Origin of the sequence: Flavobacterium crocinum (assembly GCF_003122385.1) — a bacterium.
Classification (GTDB): domain Bacteria; phylum Bacteroidota; class Bacteroidia; order Flavobacteriales; family Flavobacteriaceae; genus Flavobacterium; species Flavobacterium crocinum.
In genome coordinates, this window is the sequence record NZ_CP029255.1 from 2,484,736 (window position 1) to 2,508,281 (window position 23,546).

Consider the following 23,546-nt stretch of genomic DNA (forward strand, 5'->3'; position numbering starts at 1 on the left):
GTCTATAATCAAAACTATCAATTGTTTAAAAATTGATGATTACAGACTATTTAATTATTCAAAAAATAATTTGTCTGGTTGACAAACATTTCAGGATACTGATAAAAAGAACCGTGTGCCGCATCTGGATAATAAGTCAATACTGCATTTGGTAATTCCTTAAACAGGGTGTATGAACTGTCAGAATCCATCATTTCATCATTGCTTCCCTGTATAATCAAAACCGGATGCGGTATTTTTTTCAGGCTAATTGAAGGTTTTTCGGTACCCCAGTGCGTAATAGCTTTCATTTGTGCCATAACTGCTTGATCTGTTGCAGCTTTTGTTCTGTCTTCTGTTCTGGAATATAAACGCTGTAATGCAGCCTTTCCTTTGTTTCTGCTCTCTTGTGATGAAGTGAAGAAAATATACAGAAAGATTTCCATTGGTTCTTTCTCCTGTGCTCTGCCAATTAGCTGAGGGAAATTATGCAGTGCTTTTGTACCCTGCGGAGCTGCGCCGACAATAATTATTTTGTTAATTAAATCAGGATGCTGTTCTCCTAAATACTGCGCAATAAAACCCCCTAACGAAAATCCCAGTACATCAATCTTGGTTATTCCTAACGCCTTAATAAAATTTACTGCGTCATTGGTCATAGCAAGAACATTGTCAGGAGTTTCTCCAGAGGAGTTTCCAACACCGGCATTATCAAAAATGATTATTTCTCTTTCTGCGGCCAATCCATCTAAAATAATAGGATCCCAGTTGTCTAATGTCCCAGTAAAGTGCTGAAATCCTACTAATGGAATTGCAGATGGTTTTCCGAATCTGCGGTAAGCAAAACTAACTCCGTTTGACTCTATATAATGTGTGGGTGCTGTTAGAGCATTTATTTCTGAAGTTTTCATGATTTTTTAATTTTGAGAATGAAAAATAGTACTCATTATTATTCAAATGAGACATTTAGGATATCAATAGAAACCAATACAAGATCTGTTGAATAACTGTTATCTGTGTCATTCAGCACATAAATATTTCTTTTAGTCCCTGTTACAATGCCATCGAAATTTTTGTGATTTTCTATGATCTGCACTGCAGATGAACCGCCTAAAACCTCAGGCCAGTAGTCGTGACGTTTTAATAAGCCGTCAGCATCAAAATAAAATATTTGTCGTTTACTGTGTGTAGCAAATCCGTCAGGGTAAATGACTTCTAGTCTTTGGAGGATTGCTCCTTTTTCGTTCCAGTCTTCCAATTGATTGATTTCAGTTCCAGGCACTAAAAAATTGAATGGGGCAGTAGCGTAGTTCCAGGTGGCATAACTCGAAAAATAAACTAATTGTGCTTTGGTCCACGGCGTTTCTACAGTATGTCCTTTAAAGGACTCTTTCGGATTTTCTAATTCTTCAATTAATGCGCCTTTTTCATCGAAAAGAGCCACTTTTCCAGCTTCAAAACTTGATGTATAACCAGACTGAAAAAGATTTTTCCATGAAGCTTTTTGTTCTGTTAATGATCCGGTAAATTCTACGTCAGCAAGCGCATTTTCATGTCCCTTTACTGCCCATACAGCACCGCCGATATTGGCATGCAGTTTTAAAGTCTGAAATTTAATGGCATTTTGTATGCCTCCGTGAGCATCAAGCGCTTTGTTTACTAATTGTTGTGTTGATGTGTTCATTTTTAGTTTTTAATGGTTGTTTTTTTATAAATATCGACAAAAGTATGGTTTGGGCTCCCGGCAGGGTAGTTCAAATCCACGAAAAAGCAGCACATAAACACGATTGCTGTCAGATGTTTTAATGTCCGTGAGCTGCAATGCTTACTTCTTTCCACTCGTCAATTTCCGCAAGACGTTTTGTGTACACTTCTTTAACAGTATGGTAGGCAATTTTCCCAAGCAATAAACGCTGAGGTGGATTGGCACTATTTGCCACTTTTAATATCGCATCCACAGTGGCTTCCGGTTTTCCCCATGTTTCGGGATTTTCTCCAGATGATGCAAAGGCTTCTCTTACCGGATTATAATCTGCAATTTCAGCTGTTGTCTGTACGGCGGAGTTTCCAGCCCATTCTGTTGCAAAACCGTTTGGTTCGATTAAAGTAAATTTGATTCCCAGATGTGCAACTTCACTGGCAATAGTTTCGCTAAGCCCTTCTACCGCAAATTTAGAGGCATTGTATAAGCCCAATAAAGGCAGGGTAGTAATGCCTAAAAAGCTTGAAACCTGTATGATATGCCCACTTTTTTGAGCTCTCATCACAGGAAGAACGGCCTGCGTTACCCATAATAATCCAAAGAAATTGGTTTCCATTTGTGCTCTCGCTTGTTCTTCGCTTGTTTCTTCCACTGTTCCAAAAAGACCAAAACCTGCATTGTTAATTAAAATGTCGATAGTGCCAAAATGCTCTTTAACTTTTGCTACGGCTTGAGTTACTTCGTTTTTTTTATTAACGTCTAATGAAATAGGGAGAATGTTACTGCCATATTTTTCGACCAGATCATCCAGTGCTGTAATGTTTCTTGCAGATGCTGCCACTTTATCGCCTGCTTTTAAAAAAGCTTCCGCCCATAGTTTTCCAAACCCTCTTGATGCTCCTGTGATAAAAATTATTCTTGCCATGATATCTAAATTTTAGTATTTCTTATTGTTTTAAATTTATAGTACAAAGATATTTCTGCACTTTCAGAAGCAATAAGACATATCAGCGGAAGAATAGCACAGAAATACGAATGATGGTAAATTAAATAGTCTTAATCTTTTAAAACAGAGAAATGTATACGTAATGCCAAGAAATGCATACAGGTATAAGATACATTCGTTAGAACTTTGCCTTATAAATTTTAACTTATTTTAATTATGAAAAAGACAGTATTTATAACAGGAGCTTCTTCCGGATTTGGAAAAGCCAGTGCTTTATTGTTTAATAGCAAGGGATGGAATGTTATTGCTGCAATGCGCACGCCGCAAAAGGAATCAGAACTTTCTCAATTAGAGAATGTATTAGTGGTGAAATTAGATGTAACTGACAGTTTAAGTATTGACGAGGCAGTCAGAAAAGGAGTGGAGGTTTTCGGGAATATTGATGTCTTAGTCAATTCTGCCGGTTATGGCTTGATGGGCGTTTTTGAAGCTTCTGACGAAATACAAATAAAAAGACAATTTGATGTCAATGTTTTTGGTTTGATGGAAGTTACCAAGGCGGTACTTCCATTTATGAGGAAAAATAAAAGCGGTTCAATCATCAATATTTCTTCTTTTGGTGGAGTAAATGCTGGAGCATTTTCCAGTTTGTACAGCAGTTCAAAATTTGCAGTTGAGGGATTTTCGGAAGCCTTATCGCATGAATTGGCTTTTTTAAATATTGCTGTAAAAATAATTGAACCGGGAAGTGTTCCTACGAACTTTAGAACTGGCATAGAAATGATTCAAAACACTATCGAGGATTATAACGCAGAACTAGCTTCCTTTATTCCAAAATTTATTAAAAGAACAGAACATTTATCTAAGGCCGCAGCAGAAGATGTCGCACAGACCATATGGACGGCAGCAACGGATGAAACTGTAAAACTGCGCTATGTAACAGGTGATGATTCCCAGTATTATATTGATTTGAAAACTAAAAATACAGAAGCTGAATATTTAAGATTGATGAGAAATTGAAATTAGCTTATATTTGAGTTATTAATGAGATCAAAATAATGATGGAAAAATTTGTAAATATAGATACGATCGCTGACCTTCATCATTATTACAACTACGGAAGTCCTAGGCATCCGCTCATCACAATAATTGATTTGAAGGCAGTAAAGACGAGAAACAGGGGAGTTGAAGATGCCTTTTATAGACTCGGACTTTATACTGTTGTTTTTAAAAAGTTTAAAGGAGAGTTGAGATATGGCCGGTCAACTTATGATTTTCAGGACGGATCATTAATGTTTGCAGCACCAAATCAAGTTTTGAGTCCAAGTGAAAATACGATAATCGAAGAGGGGTGGTTTCTTGCCTTTCATCCGGATTTACTTTATGGATCTTTGCTGGGAAAAAATATCGGTTCTTATTCTTTTTTCAAATATGATGTGAATGAAGCTCTGCATATTTCAGATGCGGAAAGAAAAACTTTAGAAGAAAGTATTCAAAAAATTAAAATGGAATATTCGCAGAACATGGACAAGCATACGCAGGGTTTGATTGTCAGCAATCTTGAGCTTATGCTGCAATATTGTGACCGTTTTTATAATCGTCAGTTCTTAACCAGATCTAAGGTAAACAACGACTTTGTACAGCAGTTTGAAGATCTGCTGCAAAATTATTTTGAAGCTGATGATCTGGCCGATAAGGGGCTTCCTGAAGTTAAATATTTCGCCGAACAGTTAATTTGTCCGCCAATTATCTATCCGATCTGCTAAATAAATATACAGGTAAAACCACTATTGAGCATATTCATCTTCAATTGGTGGAAAAAGCTAAATCAATTTTATGGGGATCCAATAAAAGTGTTAGTGAGATTGCGTATAGTTTAGGATTCGATCATCCCTCTCATTTTAGTAAAATTTTTAAAATGAAAACGGGAAGGTCTCCAAAGAATTTCAGACTTGCGAAGTAAATCTGCTTTATGCAAAAAAGAGAAAGACCAGCTTTTTAAGCTGGTCTTTCTCTTTTAAATAGCCGATGCAGCAGGAAAATCTACAGGAATCCTGGTATTGGCAAAAACATAATTAGTAAAGCTTCTTAAGGCAATCAGCGCTGTTAATTCTATCAGTGCTTTTTCATCATATCCAGCTTCAAAAAAGTTTTCCAAATCATCTTCCTTAGCAGTGCCTTTGTTATTGGCAATAGATTTTGCCAATTGAATGACAGCGTTTAATTTTGAATCTGAGTATTCGCCTTTACGAATTTTAATTGTTTCTTCTTCACTGAATCCCTTCAATTTAGCAAGCATAGTGTGCGCAGCCAGACAGTAATCACAATTATTGACTTGTGATACAATAAGATTAATAGCTTCTCTTTCTTTAGCGGTGTAGGAAGAATCCTGTGATAATGCACTTTCTGTATCCAGCATGGCTTTTAAAGCTGCGGATGAATAGCCAATTGTGGCATAAAGATTAGGGATTTTTCCCATTTTAGATTGTACAGCTTCGAGAATAGATTGTGAAGCTGCATTTAACTGTTCTTTTGCAGGAACTGAAATTGTTTTCATGATTGTATTTTTATTAGAGTATTCTTGTGCTGTTTAATTGTATTGAATTAACCATGTGCTTCTTCAGACACTTCTCTCCAGTCGTTCCAGGTTTTTAGTTTTTCGGCATACACACGTTCTGTTTTTTTCAGTCCGACTTTTCCTAAAAATAAGCGCAGAGGAGGATTTTTACTGTCTATCAGTTTTAAGATGGCAGGAACTGTAGCTTCTGGTTTTCCATAATCTTCAGGCAATAAACCTTCTGCTGCTCCCAATGCTTCTTTTACTTTATCATAAGCAGCAATCGATTCGCTGACAACAGCTGAGCTTCCGCCAAAATCTGTTGCATATCCGTTTGGTTCTACCAGGGTAACATTGATTCCAAAGTCTTTCACTTCATCCGCTAATGCCTCAGTAAATCCTTCTACAGCAAATTTTGTAGCGTTGTAAATGCCTAAAGTAGGCAGAGACCATACGCCTAAAACACTTGACAGCTGAATGATATGCCCATGTCCCTGTTCGCGGAAAATTGGCAGTGCAGCCTGTGTTACCCATAATGTTCCATAAACATTTGCTTCAAAAACATCCTTAACTGCTTTCTCGCTCACTTCCTCTACAGCGCCAAAAACCCCATAACCCGCATTGTTGATTACCACATCCAATGTTCCAAAATACTCTTTTGCGGATTTTACTGCTGTGGATACTGCTTCTTTGTCTGTTATGTCCAGTTTAATAGCCAGAAATTGAGATCCGTATTGTGCAGTCAAATCTTTGTAAGCTTCGATTGTTCTTGATGTTGCTGCTACATTGTCACCTCTTTTTAATAATGCTTCGATCCATAATTTTCCAAATCCTCTTGAAGCTCCTGTTATAAAAATTGTTTTTTTCATGTTTTTAAATTTTAATTGATTGTTTCATTTTGATAGGACAAAGTTAGATCTAAGCTGTTTAGGGAAATATCTCATTTCAGCGGAAGAATAGCACAGAAATACGATGAAGGTATTTTTGGATATAATTTTGTTAATTTGTGTCAGTTATTAACCGCTGCAGTCATTAAAATTATCAGGATGGAAAAAATAAGCCATTATAAAAGCATTTCAGAACTTCATGAAAAGAGCGGGTTTGAAAAGCCGCAGCATCCATTGATTAGCATGATGACCTGTAAGGAACTTATGACGTACTCTGTGGGAGAGGATAGATTTACGGGAGATTTTTACATGATTGCGCTCAAGAAAATAAAATCAGGACATGTTTTGTATGGCAAAACACAGTATGATCACAGCAGCGGTTCAATGGTGTTTATGAAACCCAGGCAGACCATAGAAGTAAGCAATGTCCAGTTTGCCGAAAAAGGTTTTGTAATGTTTTTTCATGAGGAATATCTCATGGGGCATGCCCTTCACGAGCTGATAAAAAAGTATGGATACTTTGAATATGAAATAAACGAAGCGCTGCATACTTCTCCGACAGAAGATAAAATACTTTGGGAACTTTATTATAAAATAAGAAGTGAATATGATACGAGCCAGGATGAATTCAGTCGCGAAATTATTTTATCTCATCTGGATTCTATCTTAAAATATTCTGACCGTTTTTATAAAAGACAGTTTATTGACAGAAGCATCAATGTATCGGGAAATACCGTGAATAAATTTCAGAAGATATTAAGCAGTTATTTCGATAAAGGTCTGCATCAGTCGGTGGGGCTTCCGTCGGTTAATTATCTCGCAAACGAACTGCTTTTATCCACTCGTTATTTAAGTGATGTCCTGAAACAGGAAACAGGTAAAACAGCATTAGACCACATTCATATTTACCTGATAAAGGAGGCTAAAAACCTGCTGGTCGGTTCTGATAAAAATGTGGCGCAGATTGCCTATGAGCTTGGTTTTGAAAGCCCGTCTTATTTTACAAGATTATTTAAGAAACAGACAGGTTTTACTCCTTTAGGATATAGAGCAGTTTTATAAAAAAAGCTGACAGGAAACTGTCAGCTTTTTTTAAGAGTAAGGATTATCTGTTGGAAACACCTTTGGATAAAGGCAGAAACCTGAATATGTAAAATGGAGCTCGGGCTTCATTTTTCCCATTATTAAATGCAGCGCCCAAATGCACCTGTGCTGCAGAGACATACATAAATCCATCTGTCGCATTATAACTTACGCCGTCGGGCCAAAGCATTTTTTCATCAGAAGCTAGTGTATGAACGCTTCTGTCAGCTGCCAAAACTATGGAGACACTGTGGCTTTCAACCGCTGTGAGGTACAGATTGCCAGCAATATCGATACTTAAACCTCCGTTATTTGGTTTTGCGGAGTAGGTTTCAATTTTGGAATTCAGGTCAGTATCTGTAAATTGTACGTTAATTAAATCCTGAATTTTGATCCTGTAAATCTTAGTTCCGTTCAACGGTGAATAATACAGCCACTCAAAATCTTTATCTGCTGTTATGCCGTCACAGCCAACTAATAAGTTGTTTTTGCCTGAGGTTAATATTTTACCGTCAACTTTTATCGGAATATTTTCAGGAAGAGTCGTTCTGTGTCCTTCCAGAATTCTTTTGGTTATTCCAGTATTCATATCAACAGTTAACAGAGAAGCCGTGCTTCCATCACCGCCATTTCCAATACCTTCGTCGGCAATAATAAAAAAGCCGTGTTTAGTGTCAACTACAAAATCATTAGATTGTGTATTCTTTTTGCTGGTGATTTGCGGAAGATAGTAAATGCGTTCCAATCGGTTAAAACGAGTATTCCATCCTACAATTTTGGGTGTTACCTCATTTCTCTGTCCCATATCCAGCATCCAGATAATACCATTTTCATCACTTCTGACACCTAACACATTACTTAAAAAATGATCGTCTGCCGCTCTGGGCGTATTCCACTCCAGATTAGGAAACGGCACGCTTTTTTTTGTTTTTGCGTCATATTTTTTTACGCGGATTTCCGGATTGAAAAATGGGTGCAGACTATAAATTAGATCTCCCTGAGGCGTAAATGCAATGTTTCCTGCAGCTTCATCTAAAGACGCAAATATTTCAGGGGTCAAAACTTCACCAGTCCATTTAGCAGGTTCTTTTTGGTTGGAATCTTTATAATAATTATCAGAACCTGTAATCCAATCCATTCTGGATGGAGAAAAGAAATCAATATCTATAGTATTGTCTTCCAGAGAAACAAAGCTATGAGGTACATTAGGAGGAATTATAATGCCTTCGCCCGCTTTAACTATAACTTCCCCGCCTTCAGTTAACACCTTTACGCTTCCTTGCGTTATCAGGGAATACTGCTTATTGCTGTGCTGATGCATTGGAACTACGGCTCCTTTTTTATAAGTAAAATAACCAATAGTTCCTTTTTCTCCCGAAATCATCCCCCGGGTCAAAAGTTCGTTAACAGATTTTGACGGCAGTTCCTTTAAGGAAAAGTGCTGTGTTTTTTGAGCACCGCTGTTTAATGCAAATGCCAAAAATAAAATGCTGAGAATATTTTTTGCCATTTTTAATTGATTTTAATTTTTACAACTTTAAACGGTTTTTTAAACAGCTCTTTTTCCTGATGAAACCAGGGAGAGTTTTGTATTTGTGAAACCGATACATACAGATATCCATCTTCGGAGATACTGTAGCTGTCGGGCCATATCAGTTCATTGTCATTCTGTACTATTGTTTGCATTTTTAAGTCTGGCGTAATCTTTACGATGCTGTTTTTTTCCAGGTCGCCAAAATAGAGATTGCCTTTTTTATCGAATATCATGCCGTCGGTAGTTGTAAATTTTCCTAAACTCTCAACATTTTTATTCAGGATTTCATCAGATATGTCAAACTGTCGAAGCAGTTCTGTTTTAATTCTGTATAAATTATCATCAGTCAGCGCTTTAAAATACAGCCATTTTTTATCTGGAGTTAAAGCAATTCCATCTGAATTCACTTTTAATGGTGTTCCGTCTCCTTTCAGCAGCTCTTTCCCTAAAGGAGAAAAATGGTAAGCAGGATCTGATTTTACTGCTGGCGAGTCTCCCAGAACAAATTTTGAACTTCCTGTCTTTGTATTTAAAATAATAATACCGCCAGTATTGGAATTGGTGATGTAAGCAAAGCCATTAACAGTATCAACGCGGATATCATTAAGATAAACATTCTCGCCGGCGACATTTTCAGGAAAACGGTAAATTTGTTCTATCTGGTTGGTTTTCAGATTTATTTTGACAATTTTGTTGTTTTTATTATACACCTTACCAAGTCCGATGCCTGCAGCGTCAACAACCCATAAAAAACCTTTGTCATCTGTTACTACCGCCTGCACGCACACAAACTTGTTTTGTCCGTCTTCTCCTTTCTTAAAACTGTTCCATTCTGCGTCAGGGTAGGGAATAGGTCTGCCTTTTATAACTTCGACTACCGAATACTTATGTTTTTCTAGCCAGTAGGGATAATTTACAAACAGCCGATTGTCTTCTGCAACTGCAACACCCGTTAATTGATAAGTTGAATCCGCGAAGACTTGTTCTATTTTTACTTCATTGCCAGCATCATCTGAAGAAACGGCATTTATCTGTTTTTTAGAAGAAGGATTGTTACAGCTTATCGTAAATACTGCAATTAGTACTATTCCTATTTCAATATAAGTTTTCATTTTATTTCTTTTTTATAAAGTGATAATTATTTTTCCTTTTGTTCTGCCTGTTTCCTGCTGCAGATGTGCTTCTTTCATTTTATCAAAAGGAAACGTCTCACTTACAAATGGCTTGATGATTCCTTTTTCTAACAGATCTGCAATTGCTTTCATATCTTCGCCGTTTGACTGCACTAAAATGAAATAGCCTTCTATGCCTTTTAATTTGGCTTTTTCAGTCACCTTTTCATTAAGACCTGTCGGTATGCTGATTAAGGTTCCCCCTTTTTTGGTCACTTCTATCGATTTGTCAATATTATCCCCGCCAATTGTATCGAGAATAAAATCAAAGCTGTCCTGATGGGAATTCCAGTCATAAGTATTATAATCAATGTGTTTGTCGGCTCCAAGTCCAAGTACGAATTCTTTGTTTTTTAACGATGAGGTTCCAGTTACTGCTGCGCCCAGATATTTAGCAATCTGTATCGCGATATGCCCGACACCTCCAGAAGCGGCATGAACTAAGATGTTCTGTCCTGCCTGCACTTTTGCATGATGGACCAGTGCCTGATAAGCCGTCAAGGCAACCAGTGTGGCAGCAGCAGCTTCCTCAAAGCTTACGTTTGCAGGCTTTAATGCCAAGTGTGTTTCAGGTGCAGCTACATATTCTGCATATGCTTTGCCATGTCCGGGAAAATTAACCATTCCAAAAACGGCATCCCCTTTTTTAAACTGGGTTACTTTATTGCCTGTTTTCTCAACAACTCCGGAAATGTCCCAACCGATTATTAACGCACTCTCCTCTTTTAATCGGCCGTAAACTCCTTTTCCAGCCCTTGTCTTTACATCTACCGGATTAATGGAAATTGCTTTCACTTTGATTAAAACCTCATTTTCCAGCGGTTCAGGCTGCGGGATTTCTGTATAATGTAATTGATTGACATCACCAGGCTCATTTAAAATTATTGCTCTCATTTTTAATTAGTTTAAATTTATAAGGCAAAATTATACCAGTTAAATGTTTTAAAATGGTACAAATTACCCTTTTTATAGTACATTTGTACTATTATTAAGAGTAATACAGGTAAAAATGAGTAAAGAGCAATTGTACAAGCCTTTTGAAATAGTATATAAAACATTAGATGAATGTCCTAAGTTAGAACACCAGCATACTTTCTTTGAATTGATCTATATTTTGGATGGAAAAGGAATTCAGGTTATTAATGATAATCAGTTTCGATATCATCCTAATCATATGTTTTTAATTACACCTTCTGATATCCATCGTTTTGATATTGAAGAGAAAACCACATTTTTTTTCTTACGATTTACTGATATATATATTAAAAATGGCGGTCTGTCTGCTAAAAACATTGAACAGCTGGAGTTTATTTTACAAAATGCAAATCATCAGCCGGGATGTATCCTGAAAAATCAAATTGATAAAAGCCTGGTAAGGCCTATTGTTGAAGGCATTATTCGGGAAGAGCAGAATCAGGACGTTTATAATACAGATTTAATTACCCATCTGGTAAACACCTTAATTGTTATAGTTGCGCGAAATATTGCCAAATACCTGCCCGAAAATGTTAACGAGTATTCTGAGGAAAGAATATTGCAGATACTGCAGTTTATCCAGTCAAATATATTTAATCCGGAAGAATTGAGAGCTGAAAAGATCGGCGCCCATTTTGGACTTTCAACCCGTTATTTAGGCAAATATTTTAAGAAACATACAGAAGTAACACTTCAGGAATATATTGCACGCTATAAAACGCAGCTCATAGTGCATCGGTTAAAACACAGCGACCTTCGTATAAATGAAATTGCATCTCTATTGGGGTTTACAGATGAAAGCCATTTAAATAAATTTTTTAAAAAGAATAAAGGCACAAGTCCTGTAGGGTTTAGAAAAGCTTTAAGAGCTGGATTAGTAAAATAGTCTCCCTTTTATACAATGCGTAATTAGTAAACTTTAAGAGTTATTATACTAAATAAAATTGAAATCCTTCTTCAATTAGAAGCTAAATCGAAGAAAGTTTGATTATACTGCAGATAGACTTGTAGAAAATGTTTGACCCGTCTCGATTCTGACGCAATAGGAGGAATGACAAAGAGATTGGTCTTCCAGCTGAATCAACAATCTTTTTCAAGCTATACAAGTAACGATAAATTCAGAAAATATAAAGTGGTCATGAAGCATTTTACAAATGGTACTGAATTTAGCTGTATTGAGATTAAAACAGACAAAAAATAATGTAAGGGCATTGTGTTGAAAGGTACTATGAGAAAGGTGGAAGAATATTTTTTACAGTTAGATGCTGATTGTGAAATTCCTCAATTGTCAAATTTCCCAGTGCGGAATGCCTCCTATGTTTGTTATAAAAGTTTTCTATATAGCCTGAAAGGGATTCCTTTGCTTTTTCTTTCGTGGCATAGGTATTATGGTAGACCAGTTCTGTCTTCAGCGTTTTGAAAAAGCTCTCTGCAACTGCATTGTCATAGCAGTTTCCCCAGCCGCTCATGCTGCGGGTTATCTGGCCGGTGCCTTCCAGCATCGAAGCAAACCACAGGCAGGCGTACTGTGTGCCCTTGTCCGAGTGGAACAGCAGCTTCTGGCCGCTCTCCAATGGACGGTTAACTATCGCATTCTTAAAGGCCCTGATGCTGGTTTCTTTTGCTTTGAGCGTTTCGCTCAGCGACCACCCGATCACTTTTCGGTCAAAAAGGTCAATTACCACCGTAAGGTAGAGCCAGCCCTCATTGGTCTGGATATAGGTGATGTCCGAAACCCATACCTCATTGCTGCGGGATGTGCTGAATTCCTGTTCCAGTATGTTCCGGGCCGTCAAATATTTATGGGAAGAGTCTGTGGTTTTTCTGAATTTTGTTTTTAAAATGCTGCGCAGATGGTTTTCCATCATAATTTTAGCGACAAAAGCTCTGGAGACCTTAATGCCGATAGAAGAGAGCTCTTTGGCAATTCTGGGGCTTCCGTATCTGCACTGGCTCCAGTGGTAGATCCTGGTAATCTCGGAGGTTACAAAAGCTTTATGCGCGGCCCTGCCGGTGGAAAGTCTTCTGAGCCATTTGTAATAGCAGCTGGGAGTCGCCTGAAAAACACCGCACATCTTCCCGATGGGAAATCTGCCTGTATTTTCCCGTATGAATCGGTATACGGAGCACTTGTCCCGGTGCAGGATTCCGGCGCCTTCTTTCAAGATGTCCCGCTCCAGCGTGATATTTTTGAGTTCTTTCTGCAGTCTGGCCGTTTCCTTTAGGGCCGGATTGGGGACGCTTCTCTCAGAGAGGGTGAGCTTTCCTTCGCGGAAGAGATTTTTCCAGTGCTGCAGGCTGTTTCTGCTGATCCGCAGCTTGGCGGCGGCCAGCCGCACGCTTTTATGCCCGATGCAGGTCTTGGCTGCCCAGATTTTAAACTCGGCGCTGTATTTTTTTCTGCTGCTTTTCATGCCTTCAAAAGTTAGGTGCGTTATTCTGTCCTGTGGTATCAAGAATCATAACGCAGATTTATTCCGCTTTTAAACCGCTTCAACAGAATTCGCCTTAATTTTCTGTGGCACTTTTGGAGGCAACTCCAAACTCAATGTGCCACGATTCTGCCACGAAACTTCTGTGCGGTTTTGAAAATATTGAAAATGCACTTAAAAGACAAAACCCTGCTGATCTTAAGATCTGCAGGGTTTTCCGTGAATTTTAGCCTTTTTTGTAAACTTTGAAAAGTCTCTTTTTAAGCTCTCAGCGGAGAAAGAGGGATTCGAACAAAACCGTCACATCCCGCTTTTATACTGCATTTTAATATTTTTTTCTGTACTGCGCCACGATTATGCCACGAAAACTTTCAATGTTTTTGTAAATATTGAAACTTCCAGACTAGCTTAAATTGGTTTAAATTTGCGTTATAATCCATTATTTGATTAAGAAGTAAAGATATAAAATTTTTCTTTGATATTCATTTACGAATGATTTTATACCTTTTTCAGAGACCTTAAATAACGGTATGACATGTTGGTTTTTCTAGCAGCAAAGGGTTCGAACCACTTTTATTTACGCAATAAATAACTTATTAGGAGAAAACATAGTTCTCATTATATTACTTTTGCTTTTCACAATGATTTCGGTATTTTTCCAATTATCTAAACTCTCTTTATTTATAATTATTAAGTCATCAATAACTTTAAAAATGTACCCTAAATCGAAATCTAATCCATGTACATGATAAATTGCCTTTTCTCCTGTTCCAATAATTAATGCCTGTTCATCAGCCTGAGCATTTTTTAATATTTCGAACTCCTCTTCATTAAAACATTTAACTTTTACAGTATCAATTTCTTCTAATACACTTACATTTTCAATATACAGATTAAGCAATTTTACTCGATTTTCGTAAGCCTTATTAAGATCAATATCTTTAAATTTAACATTAAAATGCTTTTCAATCTTTTTCAGATCCTTAAAATAATCTTTCAAATGGTCAACATTATATGCATCTGTAAAAGGTAGGCGAAATTGGTCAGAACTAAATAGTATTGTACCATCTTTGAATATTTTATACTTTAAGTTTGATGTAATTCGTGACAAAATCTCATAAAATTGAAGTCCCGAATTTGTTGATCTAATTGAGTTGGAAGGAATTTGATTTAATTTTACCAAAAATTGACCATCCGATTGGAAATCTAATTCCATAATGATAGTGAAATCATCTACGACAATTTGAAACAGAGTCTGTGTTTCACTGGGCTTAATCGCTGTAAATCTGAAAGCATAATTGTCAATTTCGAAATCATCCTCAAATACAATATTTATATTACAATCGTAATTTGGTCTTTTTTGAAGGGTAATACTGGAAATGTTATTTTCATTATGAATGCGTAAATCACTCATAAAAAAACTAAACTCTTTTAAAATTTCCTTATCTATAACTAGTTCATCAAAAGATTGGTTTTTAAAGAATTTTTCAAATTTATCCTTATCATTATTTGGGAATTGAACCTTGAAATCAAATTTGTAAGCTGTATTATTGCTATTTGCTGTTACATGTCCAACTTCAACCGCTTCACCTTTATTTCTTAACTCTAAACAAAGATCTTTTGAATTTGCAAGCGCAAGTGCAGTATCTGCTCGTCCAATTCCTTTCGAAAGATTAGGTAAGTAATTTAACTTTATGTCATTGTCAATTAGTTTTATCAAATTCTCTCCAGTAGATTCGATAAAAATAATATTGTGTCGATTTAGAAATGCGCGTTTTATTGGATCAATTCCTGGAGAAACAAAGTAAATTTCCTTTCTATTTTCACCAAGTTCACTTATAATTTTATTAATCATATCTTTTACATTAGAATCCTCCAAAGAATATCCCACAAATAAAATATGATTAGTAGCTAGTTTATCTTTTACAGCATTCCAGAAAATAGTGTTTTCACTGTTTTTTGTAAAATAATTTAAATAATCAGAATTGGTTAAAATAAGTCTATCGGTATCAGTAAAATCGGAATGTATTTTGAATAACAGTTGACTTTTATAATTGGTTGTAGCTAAATCTATACTTTTTCTTACGACTTCAATATTAGGATTATTAGTTTCAATCAAAGTGTCATAGTTGGTGGTAATGATGATTCTAAAATGGGGAATTCCAGCTAACAACTTATGGGTTTCAGTAGAAGTAGGAGGTTTGCGAAATTCCTTTTTAAGAGTTTCTATCAAAAAGTTTTTATTTCCTCCTTTAAGAGTATAGATATCATCGCAAAGTTTGGGTAAGTTGTTTGTAAATTCAATATCTGATTTAATGTCATCTGTCAAATTGTCGAATAAGATTTTTGCTAATCCAGCTCCTGATGGATACCCAGCATTTATTGACATTCCTGCCCCAACAAATAATACTACTTCTTCTTTTCTAATAAGTTCTAAAATTCTTTCGTTAGCCATGTTCTAATTTATTTACGAGCTTAAATATAATGAAATTATGCTAGTTTATACATTACAACTCCACAGTTAAAATTGGTATATCTAAGTAATATAAATCAATAAATGAATCCACGTATTTTTACGCGGTCATTCTTGTGTGCTTTTGTATACATTTGATTGGTTACAATATTCTACAAAATAATTGGATGTTGTATTTATAACGCATAATTATTACAAACTAAAAAAAATCAACAATGTCTGATCAATATCTAAAACCATTTAAAGGAAAGTTTATTTTGCACGTAAAAACAACAATGAAAAATTTCTTTTCAAATCCAAATCAAGTTTCCTTAATAGATAAGTATACTAATGTTGCTGACGAGCTTGGAAACGTTGATATTGCAAAGTTTATAAAGCAATATGCATTAGGTTTTAGTAAATATAAAGAATATAAACACTTACAGTTTAATTATCATAAAGCATCAGATTTAAGTCCTGAGAATCTATTAAATAATGATGAAAGAGATTGTCAATTAACTTTCAAATTAGAATCTTTTGACATAGAGGTTTTACAAATTATTGATTCTAAAATAACGTTCGCTTCTTCTGCGAACGAAGTTTATACAATTGAACTCAATGATAATCTTAAACTAATAAAATTAAATAATGTATAGACAGCTTGTTTACCTGAGAAAAGCATTTAAATATTTTGATTTAAATAAAGCCTGGATACTAAGTTCATTATTTGTATTTTCAATTATTAGAGAGTGTGTTTGGTATGCATGTTTTGGAATTAACATACTGAGTTTTTCCACTATTCAAGATGCATTCATTTCTTTTTTTAATAGTTTAATAAGTTTTGTCATTTTGCCATTAATATACATTTTTCTAAGTTTCTTTATATATGAGGAGCCCAAACGAAAAATTCTTTATCATTTGCAAGCCTTAATTATAACTTTAATTTTTGCTTTGTTAGCGTGGATATATTTTATGTTATTTAAAAAAGCAATGTCATTTATAACCGCGTTGCTTTTCTTATATCTGGCAAACGACTTGATTCAACAAAAAAAATACTTAAATGTGTCACGTTTTGCCCTGTTGTTTTTTATAGCTATTTCATTGTTCGAACCATTATTACAATATCTTAAAATAAAACATGCACTAAATGTAAAAAAGAACACTATTGAATTTTATTACGAGGAAGGAAACATGGAATTTTTATCTTTTATATATAAAGAAAAAACATATGACACTAAGAGCAAGAGATATTTTTTGGTCGGCAACACGTCTAATTATCTTTTTTTGTTTGATAATCAGGTAAATAAAACTCTCGTTTTTTCAAAAGATGACTGCGAAAATATTGAAAGTGAGGTTTTTTGAATATGATTGCTTTAAATTATCAGAGTTTTGTTACGGGTAAAGATATTATCACATCGTATGGCTGTTTATATAACAAATTAATGTATATAAAATATGAAATCTAATAAAATAAATGACAAGTCAAAATTGCAAAATTTAGCTGGCCCAAGAGTGGAAGAAGGGAAGAGCAATGGTAAATTAACTTTAGAGGAATTAAGAAAGTGTGAAGGATTTGCTGATGTTTCAGATTCAGAAGGGGAAGAAATAATTGAAAGTTTATATAAGCTTTCTTTAATCGCTTTCAATTCTAAAGCAACGTAAAAACTCAAAAAATATATATAAGGTTACGATCGCTCTGCCATTCGAACCTCAATAAATAAGAGCTTTATTTTAAGTAATCTTATACAGCGTGAAGACTTAAGGGGAATGATTCTGCCACAAAATTTGAAATGGCAGATTTATTTGTAAATTCGCCTAAGCATTTTGTGTGATAAACACTACAAAGTACGAACTTATCATGGTTTTTTATGTGGATAAATTAATGCCTAATCTTCCCAAATAATACTTAACGCAGATCCTTTATGAGTGATACAATGCTCATAAAACTTTTTATTTGAATCTTCATTTTTGACATAATCAAAGCAGTCAACAGCCCATATTTGGGAGGTTTTCGAAATTTCATTTAGATTAATATTATTAAAATATTCCCCCATAACAAATGAAGATGGAATTTTAGGGTTGTTTAGAACATATTTATAAGGGAAATCATCACTGTAATATCTCCATTTAATAATTCCATTTTCGCCATAAATTATCATAATTGGATGAGATCCAATTTGAGCAAAACGGAACGCACAGGACGTGACACTAACAGCATATTGAATACTTAGTGCGCTGATTAATTCAAAATTAAATTTTTTTCTGAAAATGTCTGTTTTGAAACGCTCTTCCGGCATTAAAAGGCAGGACGCAAAATAATCAGCTTCTCGCTCTATTTCAGAAAATTGTGCTTTATTAGTTTTCGAGGCATGGGCCTCAAGCATCCCCTGCATCAGGCCAATTCGATGGGAGTCAATTATGTAATGTCCTAATTCATGGGCCAAAGTAAACCTTCCTCGTGGAGAATCAATTCTATTGCCACAGTCGGTATTTATATGAATGTAAAATTGACCATCATCGTAAAAGGTCATTCCGTCAAAAGTTCCTTTTCCGTAGCTATCGTAAAAGACTTCCAGCCCCTCTTCCTTTAAAATATTTTCTAAAGGAGTAATTTTCTGGTCATACTGTAGGGCTATGGACTCTGCAATTCTTTTTATTTTGTTTTTTGAAGTGTTATTTATCATCTGAGTCTCGATGCTTTTTTCTCATCTTATCAATGATATGCTGCGGAAGGCCGCTTTGCCCTTTTCTGGCAACCATTTTCAAATTCTCAATTTCTGATTTTACATCTGAACTTATATCTAAACTGATTATTTTAGATTTATTGCGTAAACTCCCATTTAAAATTGAGCTGATGTCAATCACAGAGTCTTTTAGCTTAAAATCATAATCATCATATAATTTGTTAAACCTGTCGAGCTGCTGCTCATTCATTGGGTATAAAAATCCTGTCGAATGAAGCCAGTCATCTAAGTTCTCCTCAGAGATTTTGCCTATATATTTTTTATCGATTGCCATTTAAACTATTCAAATAATTGTTAATATGGTCAGTTGCTTCTTTTTTGTAAACTTGAATGGAACTTTGAGCAAGGTTTAAAGTATCCCGTAATTTTTTAGCGACTTGTCTAGGGATATTTTTTCCATTATTATGATAGGCCTTATAAGTGAGATAAATTACTTTATGCTTCTCAGAAAGTCCCAGCATTGCTTTTTCAATGATTTCCAATCTGATTTTTAATTCTCTTTTTTTGTCAAGATCTTCGCCTACAGTTACATTAATTAAATCAGTTATATTTTCTACAATAGAAAGGTCTTCCTCCTCTGGTTCGGCGCAAGTGTCGCTTACACCGTATTTCATAAGTTCATTAAATACTATTGCATACAGCCAAATTTTAATGGCTTTGTCCATGTCTTTGGATTTTGCTTTTTCCTTATTAAAGGAATGGTATTTCCAGACCTTTGCAAAAGTACAGTTCGCAATATCTAAAGCAGTAACGCCGCTATGTCCATACTTAGCAGAATAAATTTCAGCTTTCTCGATAACGTCATTCTGAAATCTGCTGCAGAAAACTATAAATGCATTTTCAGCTTCATTTGGAAACTCATTTTTAAAAGAGATGTACTCAATGAGTTCATCACTGGATAAATTTTCAAAGTCAATCTCTGTAGTTTTTAATTCAACTTTCATCTATATATCAAAAGCGTTACTAATGGAATTAGTATATGAGTAGGACTACTAATTTTTCAAAGTTAAAAAAAAGTTCCTAATGGAATTAGTATATAAATGAAAAACTTACAAATAAAGGCAAATCCTTTATGCCTTAAAGTTAAAGGAATATGTATAATCAATTAATTGTAGCAAGATGGCAACGAATCCACCGAAAGACAATTCTAGAAAAGGAGCTGTTAAAGAGCGTTCCCAGACTTACAACCCAAAGACTGACCATTGGGTAAAACGTGACACGAACACGGGTAGGTTTATGGATGTCAAAACATCTGACAACAGTCCTTTTAAAGGAGTAACAAAAGAAAAGTAAGATACTTTTCAAAAACTTATCTCGCGTGTTTTCAATTAAATGCAGAGAATTGAAAAAATAGAATAATTTTTAAAAGAATGATTGCCTTCAGGCAGATAGCCAATAGATAATTATTCCTTTAGCTTAGAGTTCTTTTTTCAAAATTACTGAGAATATGAATAACGATGAGATTGTTTATTTGAAAGAGGGAGAATTTCCCTCTTTCATTAATATTTAAATGACAGAGATACATGGCAGATTTATTTACAGCTTTATTGAAACCTATATTTATTAAAGGGGCGGCAATAGCTTGGGAGAACAGAAAACATTTAAGTGTTTTTTTTAGAACCAAATTTGGTTCATATAAGAATAAGGATATTCGATTTTCAATCAGTTACCTTTTTAAGATTCAAATACCAGATACGAATAAATATCTGCTGGTCCTGAACCGAAGGATTGAAAACCAGCTTCAGCCAGTTGGAGGCGTATATAAAAGATATGGTGATGATTCTCTTTTCAACAAATGGGAGTATAAGCCCGATAACAAAAGAAATGGGTTGGATACGGATAAAAAAAGCTCTTCGGATCTGCGATTTATGGTTAGGGGAAAGTACGTCATTGAGGTAATGAACTGGTTTGAAAGCATGCAGGAGAGAGAAACAGATCCAAACAGGGAATTTAAAGAAGAACTTTTAGATACAAGTATCCTGAATTTTGATGTTTTTCAGAATCTCACTTATAAACATATAAGAAGATATTCTGACAGTCTGAGCTGGAGCAAATACTTTAAATGTTATGAGGTAAAAATCTATGATGTTTTTGAGCTTATTCCAAATGAGCAGCAGAAGAGAAGTCTTATTGATTTAGCTCAGCAGGATTTAGATTTGGCAAGAGGTTTTGCAATAGCAGATTGTGATGATATTGAACATCTTCGGCTTGTAGTAGACGGGAAACAGATAGCACGTATTGGAGAACACACAAAACTAATTATAAATAAAACTTTGAAAGAATGATAGATATATTTAAAAACTATGCATTGCAGAGAGATGAGCTTCTGGCTAGAATTGCGCAGGAACTGCAGCTGGATAAAACCCGTCTAGAGCGAATGGAAAGTGCATATAATGCCGTAGCCGACCTTCTGAAAAAAGACGAGGACTTTTTTAAAGATGTAGAAATCGAGGTTTATGCTCAGGGCTCTAAGCGAATAGGAACCAGCATTAAACCAATTAATGATGAGGACTTTGATTTGGACACAGTGCTTCATATCTATGATGTCTATCATAAATATTCACCTGATGAAATCTATAATGCATTAGTCAAGGCTTTGGAGAAGGACAGCTACTACAAATCCATAATGGAAAAAAAGAAAAGATGCGTCCGTTTGAATTATAAAAGCGATTTTCATATGGATATTCTCCCAGCATGCATGCCCTCCCATTTTGAAAAACAAAAGATTGCAATTCCAGAGAAAATGATGAGAAGCTGGTCCTCAGGAAATCCAAAGGGCTTTTCAGAATGGTTTTTAAGAATTGCCGATACGGTTAAGAATCCTGTCTTGATAACGCATATGCGCGCTTTGATGGAGGCGAAGGTGGAATCAGAACCCCTGCCTGTAGAGTTATACCAAAAAACACCGCTTCAAAGAGGTGTTCAGTTGATAAAACGATGCAGGGACTTATATTATGCCGACAAAAAGTACAGAGTGTCAAGCATTGTTATTACAACTCTGACTGCTCATTTTTACAATGGAGAAAATTCAATTTTTGATACAATTGACAATGTATTGGAAAAGATAAAAGGAAGCTATCTTGACGCTGTAAAATCAAGCGCAAAATTTAAAGTTTTAAATCCAGTCAATCCTCAGGAAGATTTTACTGACAGCTGGACTGATGAGCATTTTAAGAGTTTTTATGGTTTTATTTCAGATTTATATATTCAGTGGCAGAATCTTAAAACTTCTTTCGAAACAGGTAAAGACGATTACATTAAGCTCTTTGGAGAAGGTGTTTATAAAAAATCTTTAAATGAGCAGATAGTAACTTTTTCAAAGAATACAGATGATGGTTTTACAAATGCAAGCGGTCTGATTATCGGCGGAAAAGCCTATACAAATACTCAAGGCCAAATAAATTCAAATACAGGAATTAAAAATGAATCTCATCACAACTTTGGAAGCTGATCTGACGGCGCGCAATAGGAAGAATTGGTATGTTTTTTTAATTATCCAAAAAGCATTAGTTGAGCAGCATTTTAAATGGTTGAAAATGGAGGTTAAAAGTGAAACAAAATCTTTATACGGCAGAGGAAATTTAATTGTAAACGGAAAAATTTACGACATTGAGCTGTATTATTCGCCATTTTATGATTTTAGATTTGACAGAATTTATATAAGAGATAAATCGATACAATACAGCAGTAAAATTCATTTATACAGTGATATGTCTTTGTGCTTGTATCATCCTGTAATTGACAAGCCCATAATGCATATTGTTCCCTTATTTAAGATGATACCATGGATAACGGAATGGATTGTTTTTTACAATCAATGGAAGAAATATGGCGTATGGCTGAATAAAGAGATAAGGCACTAATTACTAAAAATCATGGTTGCAAAACAATTGCAATTTACTTTTTTACAGAATGATTTCGTTTCTGAAATTCTTCTATTGTCAAATTTCCCAGAGCGGAATGCCTCCTATGTTTGTTATAAAAGTTTTCTATATAGGCTGAAATAGATTCCTTTGCTTTTTCTTTCGTAGCGTAGGTCTTATGGTAGACCAGTTCGGTTTTCAGCGTTTTGAAAAAACTCTCAGCCACGGCATTGTCATAACAGTTTCCCCTGCCGCTCATGCTGCGGGTTATCTGTCCGGTACCTTCCAGCATTGAAGTAAACCACAGGCAGGCGTACTGCGTGCCCTTGTCCGAGTGGAACAGCAGCTTCTGGCCGCTCTCTAAAGGACGGTTTGCTATTGCATTCTTGAAAGCCCTGATGCTCGTTTCTTTTGCTTTGAGCGTTTCGCTCAGCGACCATCCAATTACCTTGCGGTCAAAAAGTTCTATTACTACAGTAAGGTAGAGCCAGCCCTCATTGGTCTCAATATAGGTGATATCCGACACCCATACTTCATTGCAGCGGGATGTCTTAAATTCCTGTTCCAGTATGTTCCGGGCCGTCAGATATTTATGGGAGGAGTCAGTGGTTTTTCTGAATTTCGTTTTTAAAATGCTGCGAAGATGGTTTTCCATCATAATTTTGGCGACAAAAGCTCTGGAGACTTTAATGCCGATTGCCGAGAGTTCTACGGCAATTCTGGGGCTTCCGTACCTGCACTGGCTCCAGTGGTAGATCCTGGTAATTTCGGAGGTTACAAAAGCTTTATGTGCGGCTCTGCCTGAATAAAGCCTTTTGAGCCATTTGTAATAGCAGCTGGGGGTAGCATGAAAAACCTGGCACATCTTCCCGACGGGAAATCTGCCCGTATTCTCCCGTATGAACTGGTATACGGAGCGTTTGTCCAGGTGAAGGATTCCGGCGCCTTCTTTTAAGATGTCCCGCTCCAGTGTGATATTTTTGAGTTCTTTGTGCAGTCTGGCGGTTTTTTTTGGGTCTGGATCCGGGCCGCTTCTCTCCTGCAGGGTGAGCTTTCCTTCGCGGAAGAGATTTTTCCAGTGCTGCAGGCTGTTTTTGTTGATCCGTAGCTTGTCGGCGGCCAGCCGCACGCTTTTATGCCCGATGCAGGTCTTGACCGCCCAGATTTTAAACTCTACGCTGTATTTTTTTCTGCTGCTTTTCATGCCTTCAAAAGTTAGG

Annotated in this window: 26 protein-coding genes; 12 read left to right on the top strand and 14 right to left on the bottom strand. The window is 35.7% G+C overall.

Annotation, left to right across the window (positions count from 1 at the left end):
• Nucleotides 1-50 precede the first annotated feature (50 nt).
• The 3 genes from HYN56_RS11175 to HYN56_RS11185 all read right to left on the bottom strand — a co-directional run bounded on the left by HYN56_RS11175 (nt 51) and on the right by HYN56_RS11185 (nt 2,606).
• Nucleotides 51-890, bottom strand: coding sequence for an alpha/beta fold hydrolase (locus tag HYN56_RS11175; RefSeq protein ID WP_109192238.1), 840 nt, complete (start codon nt 888-890; stop codon nt 51-53).
• Between the two features lie 38 nt (nt 891-928).
• Nucleotides 929-1,663 (bottom strand): hypothetical protein, encoded by a 735-nt coding sequence (locus HYN56_RS11180; RefSeq protein WP_109192239.1) that lies wholly within the window; start codon nt 1,661-1,663, stop codon nt 929-931.
• Between the two features lie 118 nt (nt 1,664-1,781).
• Nucleotides 1,782-2,606, bottom strand: coding sequence for an SDR family NAD(P)-dependent oxidoreductase (locus HYN56_RS11185; RefSeq protein WP_109192240.1), 825 nt, complete (start codon nt 2,604-2,606; stop codon nt 1,782-1,784).
• A 237-nt stretch (nt 2,607-2,843) separates the two neighbouring features.
• Between HYN56_RS11185 and HYN56_RS11190 the strand changes: the two genes are divergently transcribed.
• The 3 genes from HYN56_RS11190 to HYN56_RS25295 are packed head-to-tail and all read left to right on the top strand — an operon-like array spanning nt 2,844 to nt 4,590.
• Nucleotides 2,844-3,647 (top strand): SDR family oxidoreductase, encoded by an 804-nt coding sequence (locus HYN56_RS11190; RefSeq protein ID WP_109192241.1) that lies wholly within the window; start codon nt 2,844-2,846, stop codon nt 3,645-3,647.
• A gap of 38 nt (nt 3,648-3,685) precedes the next feature.
• Nucleotides 3,686-4,393, top strand: a complete 708-nt coding sequence (locus HYN56_RS11195; protein ID WP_205727654.1) for an AraC family transcriptional regulator — start codon at nt 3,686-3,688, stop codon at nt 4,391-4,393.
• Nucleotides 4,363-4,590, top strand: a complete 228-nt coding sequence (locus HYN56_RS25295; protein ID WP_205727655.1) for a helix-turn-helix domain-containing protein — start codon at nt 4,363-4,365, stop codon at nt 4,588-4,590. The genes HYN56_RS11195 and HYN56_RS25295 overlap by 31 nt, the downstream gene beginning before the upstream one ends.
• Before the next feature lie 54 nt (nt 4,591-4,644).
• Here HYN56_RS25295 and HYN56_RS11200 read toward each other — a convergent pair whose 3' ends face one another.
• On the bottom strand, nt 4,645-5,184 hold the full coding sequence (locus tag HYN56_RS11200) for a carboxymuconolactone decarboxylase family protein (protein ID WP_109192242.1): 540 nt from the start codon (nt 5,182-5,184) through the stop codon (nt 4,645-4,647).
• A gap of 47 nt (nt 5,185-5,231) precedes the next feature.
• The gene (locus HYN56_RS11205) at nt 5,232-6,053 is read right to left on the bottom strand and encodes an SDR family NAD(P)-dependent oxidoreductase (protein ID WP_109192243.1); all 822 of its coding nucleotides are present in this window, start codon (nt 6,051-6,053) and stop codon (nt 5,232-5,234) included.
• A gap of 177 nt (nt 6,054-6,230) precedes the next feature.
• On the opposite strand from HYN56_RS11205, the gene HYN56_RS11210 reads away from it, so the two are divergent.
• On the top strand, nt 6,231-7,133 hold the full coding sequence (locus tag HYN56_RS11210) for a helix-turn-helix domain-containing protein (protein ID WP_109192244.1): 903 nt from the start codon (nt 6,231-6,233) through the stop codon (nt 7,131-7,133).
• A 43-nt stretch (nt 7,134-7,176) separates the two neighbouring features.
• On the opposite strand, the gene HYN56_RS11215 is transcribed toward HYN56_RS11210, so the two are convergent.
• Genes HYN56_RS11215 through HYN56_RS11225 form a run of 3 tightly spaced genes read right to left on the bottom strand, consistent with a single transcriptional unit; the run spans nt 7,177 to nt 10,754 of the window.
• Nucleotides 7,177-8,664 (bottom strand): L-dopachrome tautomerase-related protein, encoded by a 1,488-nt coding sequence (locus HYN56_RS11215; RefSeq protein ID WP_109192245.1) that lies wholly within the window; start codon nt 8,662-8,664, stop codon nt 7,177-7,179.
• Nucleotides 8,665-8,666: 2 nt separating this feature from the next.
• A complete protein-coding gene (locus HYN56_RS11220; RefSeq protein ID WP_109192246.1) occupies nt 8,667-9,800 on the bottom strand; it encodes an L-dopachrome tautomerase-related protein in 1,134 nt (377 codons plus the stop codon).
• A 12-nt stretch (nt 9,801-9,812) separates the two neighbouring features.
• Nucleotides 9,813-10,754: an NADP-dependent oxidoreductase gene (locus HYN56_RS11225; protein WP_109192247.1), complete on the bottom strand. Its 942-nt coding sequence runs from the start codon at nt 10,752-10,754 to the stop codon at nt 9,813-9,815.
• Nucleotides 10,755-10,869: 115 nt separating this feature from the next.
• On the opposite strand from HYN56_RS11225, the gene HYN56_RS11230 reads away from it, so the two are divergent.
• Complete coding sequence (locus HYN56_RS11230) at nt 10,870-11,721, top strand: helix-turn-helix domain-containing protein (protein ID WP_109192248.1); 852 nt, start codon at nt 10,870-10,872, stop codon at nt 11,719-11,721.
• Between the two features lie 340 nt (nt 11,722-12,061).
• Here the strand turns inward: HYN56_RS11230 and HYN56_RS11235 are convergent, their stop codons facing one another.
• Together HYN56_RS11235 and HYN56_RS11240 are read right to left on the bottom strand one after the other, a co-directional pair.
• The gene (locus tag HYN56_RS11235) at nt 12,062-13,249 is read right to left on the bottom strand and encodes an IS3 family transposase (protein WP_109192249.1); all 1,188 of its coding nucleotides are present in this window, start codon (nt 13,247-13,249) and stop codon (nt 12,062-12,064) included.
• 595 nt (nt 13,250-13,844) lie between these two features.
• Nucleotides 13,845-15,722 carry an SIR2 family protein gene (locus HYN56_RS11240; RefSeq protein ID WP_109192250.1) on the bottom strand — a complete coding sequence of 626 codons (1,878 nt, stop codon included), beginning with the start codon at nt 15,720-15,722 and terminating at the stop codon, nt 13,845-13,847.
• A gap of 233 nt (nt 15,723-15,955) precedes the next feature.
• Between HYN56_RS11240 and HYN56_RS11245 the strand changes: the two genes are divergently transcribed.
• The 3 genes from HYN56_RS11245 (at nt 15,956) to HYN56_RS11255 (ending at nt 17,381) form a co-directional block, all read left to right on the top strand.
• Nucleotides 15,956-16,375, top strand: a complete 420-nt coding sequence (locus tag HYN56_RS11245) for a hypothetical protein (protein ID WP_109192251.1) — start codon at nt 15,956-15,958, stop codon at nt 16,373-16,375.
• Entirely contained in the window at nt 16,368-17,081 is a 714-nt protein-coding gene (locus HYN56_RS11250; protein WP_109192252.1) for a hypothetical protein, read from the top strand. Before HYN56_RS11245 ends, HYN56_RS11250 begins: the two co-directional genes overlap by 8 nt.
• A 93-nt stretch (nt 17,082-17,174) precedes the next feature.
• Nucleotides 17,175-17,381 carry a hypothetical protein gene (locus tag HYN56_RS11255; RefSeq protein ID WP_109192253.1) on the top strand — a complete coding sequence of 69 codons (207 nt, stop codon included), beginning with the start codon at nt 17,175-17,177 and terminating at the stop codon, nt 17,379-17,381.
• 224 nt (nt 17,382-17,605) lie between these two features.
• Here HYN56_RS11255 and HYN56_RS11260 read toward each other — a convergent pair whose 3' ends face one another.
• The 3 genes from HYN56_RS11260 to HYN56_RS11270 are packed head-to-tail and all read right to left on the bottom strand — an operon-like array spanning nt 17,606 to nt 19,407.
• A complete protein-coding gene (locus HYN56_RS11260) occupies nt 17,606-18,403 on the bottom strand; it encodes an ImmA/IrrE family metallo-endopeptidase (protein WP_109192254.1) in 798 nt (265 codons plus the stop codon).
• Nucleotides 18,393-18,737 (bottom strand): hypothetical protein, encoded by a 345-nt coding sequence (locus HYN56_RS11265; protein WP_109192255.1) that lies wholly within the window; start codon nt 18,735-18,737, stop codon nt 18,393-18,395. The genes HYN56_RS11260 and HYN56_RS11265 overlap by 11 nt, the downstream gene beginning before the upstream one ends.
• Nucleotides 18,724-19,407 (bottom strand): sigma-70 RNA polymerase sigma factor region 4 domain-containing protein, encoded by a 684-nt coding sequence (locus HYN56_RS11270; protein ID WP_109192256.1) that lies wholly within the window; start codon nt 19,405-19,407, stop codon nt 18,724-18,726. Before HYN56_RS11270 ends, HYN56_RS11265 begins: the two co-directional genes overlap by 14 nt.
• Before the next feature lie 175 nt (nt 19,408-19,582).
• Between HYN56_RS11270 and HYN56_RS25050 the strand changes: the two genes are divergently transcribed.
• The 4 genes from HYN56_RS25050 (at nt 19,583) to HYN56_RS11285 (ending at nt 22,326) form a co-directional block, all read left to right on the top strand.
• Complete coding sequence (locus HYN56_RS25050; protein ID WP_167398303.1) at nt 19,583-19,756, top strand: hypothetical protein; 174 nt, start codon at nt 19,583-19,585, stop codon at nt 19,754-19,756.
• Nucleotides 19,757-19,986: 230 nt separating this feature from the next.
• Complete coding sequence (locus HYN56_RS11275; RefSeq protein ID WP_109192257.1) at nt 19,987-20,748, top strand: SMODS-associated NUDIX domain-containing protein; 762 nt, start codon at nt 19,987-19,989, stop codon at nt 20,746-20,748.
• Nucleotides 20,745-21,914 (top strand): nucleotidyltransferase domain-containing protein, encoded by a 1,170-nt coding sequence (locus tag HYN56_RS11280; protein WP_109192258.1) that lies wholly within the window; start codon nt 20,745-20,747, stop codon nt 21,912-21,914. The genes HYN56_RS11275 and HYN56_RS11280 overlap by 4 nt, the downstream gene beginning before the upstream one ends.
• On the top strand, nt 21,886-22,326 hold the full coding sequence (locus HYN56_RS11285) for a hypothetical protein (RefSeq protein WP_109192259.1): 441 nt from the start codon (nt 21,886-21,888) through the stop codon (nt 22,324-22,326). The genes HYN56_RS11280 and HYN56_RS11285 overlap by 29 nt, the downstream gene beginning before the upstream one ends.
• Nucleotides 22,327-22,360: 34 nt before the next feature.
• Here HYN56_RS11285 and HYN56_RS11290 read toward each other — a convergent pair whose 3' ends face one another.
• The gene (locus HYN56_RS11290; protein ID WP_109192260.1) at nt 22,361-23,530 is read right to left on the bottom strand and encodes an IS3 family transposase; all 1,170 of its coding nucleotides are present in this window, start codon (nt 23,528-23,530) and stop codon (nt 22,361-22,363) included.
• Between the last annotated feature and the right edge of the window lie 16 nt (nt 23,531-23,546).